This window comes from Ideonella alba, from assembly GCF_018069845.1.
Classification (GTDB): domain Bacteria; phylum Pseudomonadota; class Gammaproteobacteria; order Burkholderiales; family Burkholderiaceae_C; genus Ideonella; species Ideonella alba.
Window position 1 is genome coordinate 125,071 of sequence record NZ_JAGQDD010000013.1, and the last position, 7,379, is coordinate 132,449.

Sequence of the window (7,379 nt, forward strand, 5' to 3'; positions counted from 1 at the left end):
CGGGCGTGATGGTAGGTCACCCGCGCGGCGGCCAGAAGAAACTGGCTGGCGCCCGGCGCAGCCGCCCGAGGATGGCGTCACGCAGCCGGGCCTGGTCCTTGAGCTTGAGCTGGCGCGAGGCCAGCGCCACGCGCAGCGCCAGGAAGAAGCTGACGCCCAGGTTGAGCGCGCCGATCACCGGAATCGCCGCCAGGCAGCGCCAGAACGCGGGTTGCTGTAGCAGGTCGGTGCCCAGCGCGCCCAGCGCCGCGGCCAGCTGGCCCATGGCCAGGGTGACGTGGCGCACCTCGATCGGCAGGCCGAAGAAGCTGCCCAGCGCCGGCACCAGGCCCAGCAGCAGGCCCAGCGAGGTGTTGGCGGCCAGGCCCGAGACATTCGCGCGCCACCAGCGCGCCCAGCGCTGCGCGCGCTCGGGGCCCAGCAGCGCGCGGCTGCGCGGGTTCCAGGCGATGGCGCTGTCCAGGCGCTGGAAGACGAACCAGTTCTCCACCCAGCCGGCGATCAGGCTGGAGGCGAACAGCAGCACGCCGGTGAAGGCGGCAAAGAAGGCGCTGGGGCCCAGGATGTCCAGCGAGTGCAGCACGTAGCGCGCATCGGCCTCGCCCACCAGCGGCGCGCCGGCCCACCACCATCCCAGGCCCTGCAGCGCCAGCACCACCGGCACCACCAGCGCCAGGTTGCCGACGATGCCGGCCATCTGCGAGCGCAGCAGGTGCGCCACCTCGTCGACAAAGCCCTCCACCGCCTGCTCGTCGCGGCCGATGCCGTCGAGCTTGGCGGCCATGCTGGGCGCGGTCATCGCCGGCTGCTTGGTGGCCACGGTCCAGTGCAGCAGCTGCACCAGCACGAAGCTGATCGCGTAGTTCAGCCCGGCGGCCAGCCCGGCCCAGAAGATCGGCAGCGCCAGTGCGCCCAGCGCGAACTTGGCCAGCGTGGTGAAGCCGATCACCGCGCCGCCGCCGGCGGCGTGGCGCAGCATCTCGAGCCAGCCGGCGCGGTCGCGGGTGATGTAGTGCTCGCCGGTCTCGGCGCTGCGCTCGGTGACCTTGCGCGCCAGCAGCGCGTAGTGGCGCGCCAGCAGCCGCCCCAGGCCGCGGCGCTCGGCGGCGGCCTCGGCCAGCGCTTCCAGCAGGCGGCGCCAGGCCGATGCGGGCTGGGGCGCCAGCAGCAGGTCGAGCAGCAGCTCCATGCGCTCGCGGCGGCGGCGCAGCTGGTCGATCTGGAACACCAGGTCCACCGAAATGCCGTGCTCGTCCAGGTGCTGGCGCACGCTGTCGGCGGCCTCGATGCAGGCCTGCAGCACGGCGCGCAGGTAGCCGGCCTGCTGCAAGCGCTCGGCGGCGTCGGCGCCGTCGCGGTGGGCGGCGCGCAGCGCCTCGGCGGTGCGGGCCAGCTCGTGGAAGGGGCGCTGCGCCAGTGCGGCGGGGTCGATGCGCTGGCGCATCGCGCCGGCCAGGCCGGTGGCGCGCATCTGGCTGGCCAGCAGCTGCAGCGCCTCGATCAGCACCGCCTGCGGCGGCTCCTCGGGCGTGTCGGTGCACAGCGCGGCCAGGCCCAGCACCGTGGCGTCGTCCAGCGCGGCCAGCCAGGTGGCGTCGCCGTCGGCGCACACCAGCTGGAACAGCTCGCCCAGGTCATGGGTCTGCGGCGTGCCGGGCAGCAGGCCCAGGCGCAGCCGCTCGGCCAGTTCGCTGACGAAGCCCTGGCGCGGCGAGAAGCCGAAATCGGCCAGCAGGCCGGCCGGGTCCAGCGCGGCCAGCGTCTGGCGCAGCAGCGCGCTGACGCGGCCGTGCGCGTCGGCGTCGTGGTCCAGCTCGCTCAGCAGATGTCGCAGCCGGCGCACCGGCCAGGGCACGTCGCGCAGCGGATCGGCTTCGTCCACCGCGGGGCCGTCGGCGCGCACCCAGGCCAGCAGGTTCACCAGCCACAGGTGGCGCTCGACCGCCGGCGCCGCCGGATCGGCCTGCGCCAGCAGCCCCGCCAGCCCGGTCATCAATGCAGCGCGCTGGCCTGGGCCAGTTCGAAGGGCGCGATCGGCGTGTCGAACCAGTGCGCGTCTTCGGTGATGCAGAAGAAGGTGCCCTGCATGCGCCCGCGCGGCGTGGCCAGGCGCGTCCAGCTGGTGTATTCGAACTGCTCGCCTGGCTTGAGCAGCGGCTGGTGGCCCACCACGGCCAGGCCGCGCACTTCCTCGGTGTGGCCGGCGCTGTCGGTGATGATCCAGTGGCGCGCGACCAGCTGCGCCGCCACATCGCCGCTGTTGCGGATGGTGATCGTGTAGGCAAAGGCCCAGACATGGTCTGCGGCCGAGGACTGCTCGGGCAGGTACTGCGTGGCCACCGAGACGCTGAATTGCGGGTTCGACATCGGACCATCCTAGCGCGGCTCCGTAAAATCGAGGTTTCCGCCCGTGCCAAGTCCCTTCACGCCTCATCCGTCATGACCACCTACCGCATCGCGCCCAGCATCCTGTCCGCCGACTTCGCCCGCCTGGGCGAGGAGGTCAAGAACGTGCTGGCCGCTGGCGCGGACTGGATCCACTTCGACGTGATGGACAACCATTACGTGCCCAACCTCACGTTCGGGCCGATGGTCTGCCAGGCGCTGAAGAAGCACGCGGTCAAGCCCGACGGCACGCCCGCGCCGATCGACGTGCACCTGATGGTGCAGCCGGTGGACGCGCTGGCGCTGGAGTTCGCCAAGGCGGGCGCCGACATCATCACCTTCCACCCCGACGCCTCCACCCATGTGGACCGCACGCTGCAGCTGATCAAGGGCGCGGGCTGCCAGTGTGGCCTGGTGTTCAACCCGGCGATGCCGATCGACGTGCTGGAGTGGACGATCGACAAGCTCGACGTGATCCTGCTGATGAGCGTGAACCCCGGCTTCGGCGGCCAGAGCTTCATCGACAGCACGCTGCGCAAGGCCGAGCAGGTGCGCCGGCTGATCGACGCTGAACGAGCCAGGTCGGGCCGCGACATCCGCCTGGAGATCGACGGCGGCGTCAAGGGCGACAACATCCGCCGCATCGCCGATGCCGGCGCCGACACCTTCGTGGCCGGCAGCGCGATCTTCGGCAAGCCCGACTACAAGGCCGTGATCGACGAGATGCGCGCCGCCCTGGCCCGCTGAGCCCCACCTTGGCCGACTTCCCGCTCGACGCCCTGCCGGGCCACTACATCCGGCGCCTGCAGCAGATCGCGGTGGCGGTCTTCCTGGAGGAGACGGCCGAGTTCGGCATCACGCCGGTGCAGTTTGCCGCGCTGCAGGCGGTGCGCCTGCAGCCGGGGATGGACCAGCGCAGCCTGGCCCGCACCATCGGCTACGACACCTCCACGATCGGCGGCGTGGTCGACCGCCTGGAAAAGCGCGGCCTGCTGCAGCGCCAGGCCTCGCCCAGCGACCGCCGCGTGCGCCAGCTGGTGCTCACGCCCGAGGGCGAGCGGGTGCTGACGCTGATCATCGCGCCGATGCAGCGCGCCCAGCACCGCATGCTGGCGCCCTTGCCGCCCGAGCAGCGCGACGAGTTCCTGCGCATGCTGATGACCCTGGTGCAGGGCAACAACGAGCTGGCGCGGGCGCCGGGCGAGATGGGCTGAGGGCGCTCCGGTGGACGCGCTGCCGCCACCGCTGGAGCCTGAGCAGCTGCGCCAATGGGTCGGCCGCGCGCCGCGGCGCATGGAGGATGTGGCCGCGCTGACGCCCGCCCGGCTGATGGCTGCCACCGTGGACGACACGCCGCGCGCGCTGCAGCCTGGCGATGCGCTGCCACCGCTGTGGCACTGGCTGTACTTCCTGGAAGGCCTGCCGCGCGCGCAGCTGGGGCCCGACGGCCACCCGGCACGCGGGGGCTTCCTGCCACCGGTGCCGCTGCCCAACCGGATGTGGGCCGGCGGCCGCGTGCAGTGGCTGGCGCCGCTGCCGCTGGGCGCGGCGCTGGTGCGGCTGTCCAGCGTGCAGTCGGTGGAGGTCAAGCAGGGCCGCAGCGGTCCGCTGGTCTTCGTCACCGTGCTGCACGCGCTGCAGGCCGATGGCCAGCCCTGCCTGCGCGAAGAGCACGACATTGTCTTCAAGGGCCGGTCCTTGCCGGCCGCGGCCGCCACGCCCGAGCTGCCTGCTGCGGTGTTGCGTGAGCCCTGGACGCCGGACAGCACGCAGCTGTTCCGCTACTCGGCGCTGACCTTCAACGGCCACCGCATCCACTACGACGCCGACTACTGCCGCAGCGTGGAAGGCTACGACGCGCCCGTGGTGCACGGTCCGCTGATCGCCACCCGGCTGGCCGGCCTGGCGCAGCGCTGCCTGGGTGCGCCGCTGACGCGCTTCGAGTACCGCGCGCGCCAGCCGGTGACGCTGGGCCACGGCCTTGAGCTGGTGGCGGCCGCCCAGGACGGCAATGGCCTGGCGCTGTGGGCGGCGATCGACGAGGGCGCTGGTGTGGCCATGCAGGCCCGCGCCTGGGCGGCGCCCTAGCGCACCGTGCGCGAGTAGGCGCGGAACACCTGGTCGCGCACCCAGCCCATCGACTCGTACAGCGCCTGCGCGCCGATGTTGTCGTGGGCGGTGGTCAGGTCGATGCGCTGCTTGTCGTCGTCGCGCGCGGCGTTCACCGCCGACAGCAGCAGCAGCCGCCCGGCGCCCAGGCGGCGCGCCACCGGCTGCACATACAGGTCGTAGAGCACGTAGATGGGCGCCAGCTCCAGCGAGCACCAGCTGGGGTAGAGCTGGCAGAAGCCGATCACGCCGGCGGCCGCGGTCTCGGCCACGATGACGCGCGACTCTCCCGTCACCAGGCGCTGCTGCAGGAAGGCCTGGGCCGCCGCGCGGCCCGGGGGGCAGTGGTAGAACTGACGGTATTGCTCGAACAGCTCGCCCAGCCGCGGAAGGTCGGACAGGGCGGCGTCACGCGTGCTCAGCATGAGGATTCCCGGGGTTGGCTCGGGCCGATTCCGGCAGCCCGAAGACGCGGTCGAAGGCCCAGGTGAAGGCCACCGCGTAGACGAAGAAGAAGGCGACGATACCCAGGTCAGCCAGCAGCGCGGCCCACAGCGTGGTGTTGAGCCACCAGGCCATCAGCGGCACCAGCATCACGACCAGGCCGCCCTCGAAACCGATGCCGTGTGCCAGGCGGCGCCGCCACGAGCGGCCTTTGACCGCCTGGCGCGCCTCCCAGCGCTCGAACCAGCCGTTGAACACCCAGTTCCAGGCCAGCGCCACGCTGGACAGCAGCAGCGCCAGCGCCAGCGAGGAGGCCATCGGCGCGTCGAACAGCCAGGCCATGGCCGGGCCGACCGCGGTGATCGCGATCGCCTCGTAGAGCACGGCCTGCACGATGCGGCGGGCGGCGGGGGTCAGGGCCAGGGGCATCGGCCCATGATAGGGGCGCCAGGCTGCCGCCCGGCTGACAAGGGGTTCAGCGCGACGCCGCCGAGGCGGCCGGCGGCACGTAGACGTTCTCGGGTGCGATGCTGCGCGGCACCAGGCGGCACAGCGTGGTGCCTTCGGGCGTGCGCCACTCCAGCCGCGGCCCGCGCAGCTCCAGCCGGGTTTTCTCGCGGCCGTTCACATAGACCGCTTCGCGCCCTTCGCGCACGCGCTGCACGGTGTGGCGCTGGCCGTCCCACTCGACATGGGCGGTGAAGGGCGTGCTGGTGAGCTTGAGCACGCGGCCGTCCTCGCAGCGGTAGTCGGCCGGCGCGGCCGCGGCGGCCAGCGGCAGCCAGGCCAGCAGCGCAGCCAGGCGGCGCATCAGGCGTCGATCCCGTAGCGGGCGCGGTAGGCCGCCACGCGCTCGAGGTTGGCAGCCAGTGCCGCATCGCCGGTGGTCTGCAGCAAGGCCATCAGGTCGGCCAGCGTGGCGATGGACACCACCCGCAGGCCCAGCTCCTGCTCGACATACTGCACGCCCGAGCGGCGGTTGGCCGGGTCGTCACTGGCGCGCTCCTGGCGGTCCATGGTGATGGCCACGCCCACCGGCGTGGCACCGGCGGCGCGAATCATGTCGGCGGCTTCACGCTTGGAGGCGCCGTCGGTGATCACGTCGTCGATGATCAGCACGCGGCCGCGCACCTGCGCACCCACCAGCGTGCCGCCTTCGCCGTGGTCCTTGGCTTCCTTGCGGTTGTACGCATAGGGCACGCTGCGGCCTTCCTTGGCCAGGCCGATGGCCACCGCGGCAGCCAGCGTGATGCCCTTGTAGGCCGGGCCGAAGAGCATGTCGAACTCGAGGCCGGACGCGATCAGGCGGCGTGCATAGAATTCGCCGAGCCGCATCAGCTTGGCACCGTCGTCAAAGAGGCCGGTGTTGAAGAAGTACGGCGATTTCCGGCCCGCCTTGGTGGTGAAATCGCCGAAGCGCAGCACCCCCGCCTCCACCGAGAACATGACGAATTCCTGGGCCAGGGCGTCGGTGGTGGGCGTGGTCGACATGAAGGAACAGACGGTGGGTTTCAGACTGGTCTCGCTCAACCTGAACGGCATCCGTTCGGCGGCAACCAAGGGCTTTCGCGAGTGGGCGCAGGCCCACGCGCCGGATTGTATGGGGGTGCAGGAGGTCAAGGCGCAGGCGCCGGACGTCGAGGGGGTCTTCGACCACCTGGGTGACCTGCGCGGCCACTTCCACTACGCCCAGAAGAAGGGCTACTCCGGTGTGGGCCTGTACACCCGCCACGAGCCCAGCGACGTCAAGATCGGCTTCGGCGTGCCCGAGTTTGATGACGAGGGCCGTTGGGTGGAACTGCGCTTCGACAAGCCCGGCCGCAAGCTCAGCCTGATCAGCTGCTACTTTCCCAGCGGCTCCAGCGGCGAGGACCGCCAGCAGGCCAAGTTCCGCTTCCTGGATGCCATGGCCCCGCACCTGGCCAAGCTGAAGAAGACGCGCGAGTTCATCCTGGTGGGCGACGTCAACATCGCGCACCAGGAAGCCGACCTGAAGAACTGGAAGTCCAACCAGAAGAACAGCGGCTTCCTGCCCGAGGAGCGCGCCTGGATGACCCAGTTGCTGGGCACCGGCAAGGGCCAGGGCGGCCTGGTGGACGTCTACCGCCGCCTGCACCCCGACACCACCGACGCCTGCTACACCTGGTGGAGCAACCGCGGCCAGGCCTACACCAAGAACGTGGGCTGGCGCCTGGACTACCACCTGGCCACACCGGCGCTGGCCGAACACGCGAAGGCCGCCGCCATCTACAAGGACCAGAAGTTCAGCGACCATGCGCCGCTGACGATCGATTACGGGTTCAAGCTGTAGCACTGCGGGGCCGCTTGCTGCCTTGGCCGGCCGTTGGGTCGACTGCGGCGGTATGGCGCGGCGGGCGAGGGGGAGTTCGCTTGTCCTCATGTCCCCCGGCCTGCGGCCTCCTCCTTGACTTCGGCCAAGC

The 7,379-nt window shown here is 71.4% G+C and carries 10 protein-coding genes; 4 read left to right on the forward strand and 6 right to left on the reverse strand.

The genetic code is table 11. From position 1 onward, the window contains the following. Positions 1-16 precede the first annotated feature (16 nt). Both tlpB and apaG read right to left on the reverse strand, forming a co-directional pair. Positions 17-1,993, reverse strand: coding sequence for a transporter-like protein TlpB (gene tlpB / locus KAK03_RS16680; RefSeq protein ID WP_210855416.1), 1,977 nt, complete (start codon positions 1,991-1,993; stop codon positions 17-19). Then, positions 1,993-2,367: a Co2+/Mg2+ efflux facilitator ApaG/CorD gene (apaG, locus tag KAK03_RS16685; RefSeq protein ID WP_210855418.1), complete on the reverse strand. Its 375-nt coding sequence runs from the start codon at positions 2,365-2,367 to the stop codon at positions 1,993-1,995. The genes tlpB and apaG overlap by 1 nt, the downstream gene beginning before the upstream one ends. 72 nt (positions 2,368-2,439) lie before the next feature. On the opposite strand from apaG, the gene rpe reads away from it, so the two are divergent. Genes rpe through KAK03_RS16700 form a run of 3 tightly spaced genes read left to right on the forward strand, consistent with a single transcriptional unit; the run spans position 2,440 to position 4,473 of the window. Beyond that, the gene (gene rpe, locus KAK03_RS16690) at positions 2,440-3,132 is read left to right on the forward strand and encodes a ribulose-phosphate 3-epimerase (RefSeq protein ID WP_210855420.1); all 693 of its coding nucleotides are present in this window, start codon (positions 2,440-2,442) and stop codon (positions 3,130-3,132) included. 8 nt (positions 3,133-3,140) lie between these two features. Then, positions 3,141-3,599, forward strand: a complete 459-nt coding sequence (locus KAK03_RS16695; RefSeq protein ID WP_310738637.1) for a MarR family winged helix-turn-helix transcriptional regulator — start codon at positions 3,141-3,143, stop codon at positions 3,597-3,599. A 10-nt stretch (positions 3,600-3,609) separates the two neighbouring features. Next, on the forward strand, positions 3,610-4,473 hold the full coding sequence (locus KAK03_RS16700) for an HTD2 family dehydratase (RefSeq protein ID WP_310738638.1): 864 nt from the start codon (positions 3,610-3,612) through the stop codon (positions 4,471-4,473). On the opposite strand, the gene KAK03_RS16705 is transcribed toward KAK03_RS16700, so the two are convergent. Genes KAK03_RS16705 through pyrE form a run of 4 tightly spaced genes read right to left on the reverse strand, consistent with a single transcriptional unit; the run spans position 4,470 to position 6,429 of the window. Next, on the reverse strand, positions 4,470-4,919 hold the full coding sequence (locus KAK03_RS16705) for a GNAT family N-acetyltransferase (RefSeq protein WP_210855422.1): 450 nt from the start codon (positions 4,917-4,919) through the stop codon (positions 4,470-4,472). The genes KAK03_RS16700 and KAK03_RS16705 overlap by 4 nt on opposite strands. After that, a complete protein-coding gene (locus KAK03_RS16710) occupies positions 4,903-5,367 on the reverse strand; it encodes a PACE efflux transporter (protein ID WP_210855424.1) in 465 nt (154 codons plus the stop codon). Before KAK03_RS16710 ends, KAK03_RS16705 begins: the two co-directional genes overlap by 17 nt. A gap of 46 nt (positions 5,368-5,413) precedes the next feature. Beyond that, positions 5,414-5,749 (reverse strand): hypothetical protein, encoded by a 336-nt coding sequence (locus KAK03_RS16715; protein ID WP_210855427.1) that lies wholly within the window; start codon positions 5,747-5,749, stop codon positions 5,414-5,416. Continuing rightward, positions 5,749-6,429, reverse strand: a complete 681-nt coding sequence (gene pyrE, locus KAK03_RS16720; protein WP_210855429.1) for an orotate phosphoribosyltransferase — start codon at positions 6,427-6,429, stop codon at positions 5,749-5,751. Before pyrE ends, KAK03_RS16715 begins: the two co-directional genes overlap by 1 nt. Here pyrE and KAK03_RS16725 point away from each other — a divergent pair. Then, positions 6,428-7,249, forward strand: coding sequence for an exodeoxyribonuclease III (locus KAK03_RS16725; protein ID WP_210855446.1), 822 nt, complete (start codon positions 6,428-6,430; stop codon positions 7,247-7,249). The two genes, pyrE and KAK03_RS16725, sit on opposite strands and share 2 nt — an antisense overlap. Positions 7,250-7,379: the final 130 nt, after the last annotated feature.

Excerpts from the sequence above, each read along its gene's own strand:
- KAK03_RS16705 (WP_210855422.1), bottom strand. The coding sequence starts at position 4,919 with ATGCTGAGCACGCGTGACGCCGCCCTGTCCGACCTTCCGCGGCTGGGC.
- KAK03_RS16710 (WP_210855424.1), bottom strand. The coding sequence starts at position 5,367 with ATGCCCCTGGCCCTGACCCCCGCCGCCCGCCGCATCGTGCAGGCCGTG.
- tlpB (WP_210855416.1), bottom strand. The coding sequence starts at position 1,993 with ATGACCGGGCTGGCGGGGCTGCTGGCGCAGGCCGATCCGGCGGCGCCG.
- KAK03_RS16715 (WP_210855427.1), bottom strand. The coding sequence starts at position 5,749 with ATGCGCCGCCTGGCTGCGCTGCTGGCCTGGCTGCCGCTGGCCGCCGCG.
- apaG (WP_210855418.1), bottom strand. The coding sequence starts at position 2,367 with ATGTCGAACCCGCAATTCAGCGTCTCGGTGGCCACGCAGTACCTGCCC.
- KAK03_RS16725 (WP_210855446.1), top strand. The coding sequence starts at position 6,428 with ATGAAGGAACAGACGGTGGGTTTCAGACTGGTCTCGCTCAACCTGAAC.
- rpe (WP_210855420.1), top strand. The coding sequence starts at position 2,440 with ATGACCACCTACCGCATCGCGCCCAGCATCCTGTCCGCCGACTTCGCC.
- pyrE (WP_210855429.1), bottom strand. The coding sequence starts at position 6,429 with ATGTCGACCACGCCCACCACCGACGCCCTGGCCCAGGAATTCGTCATG.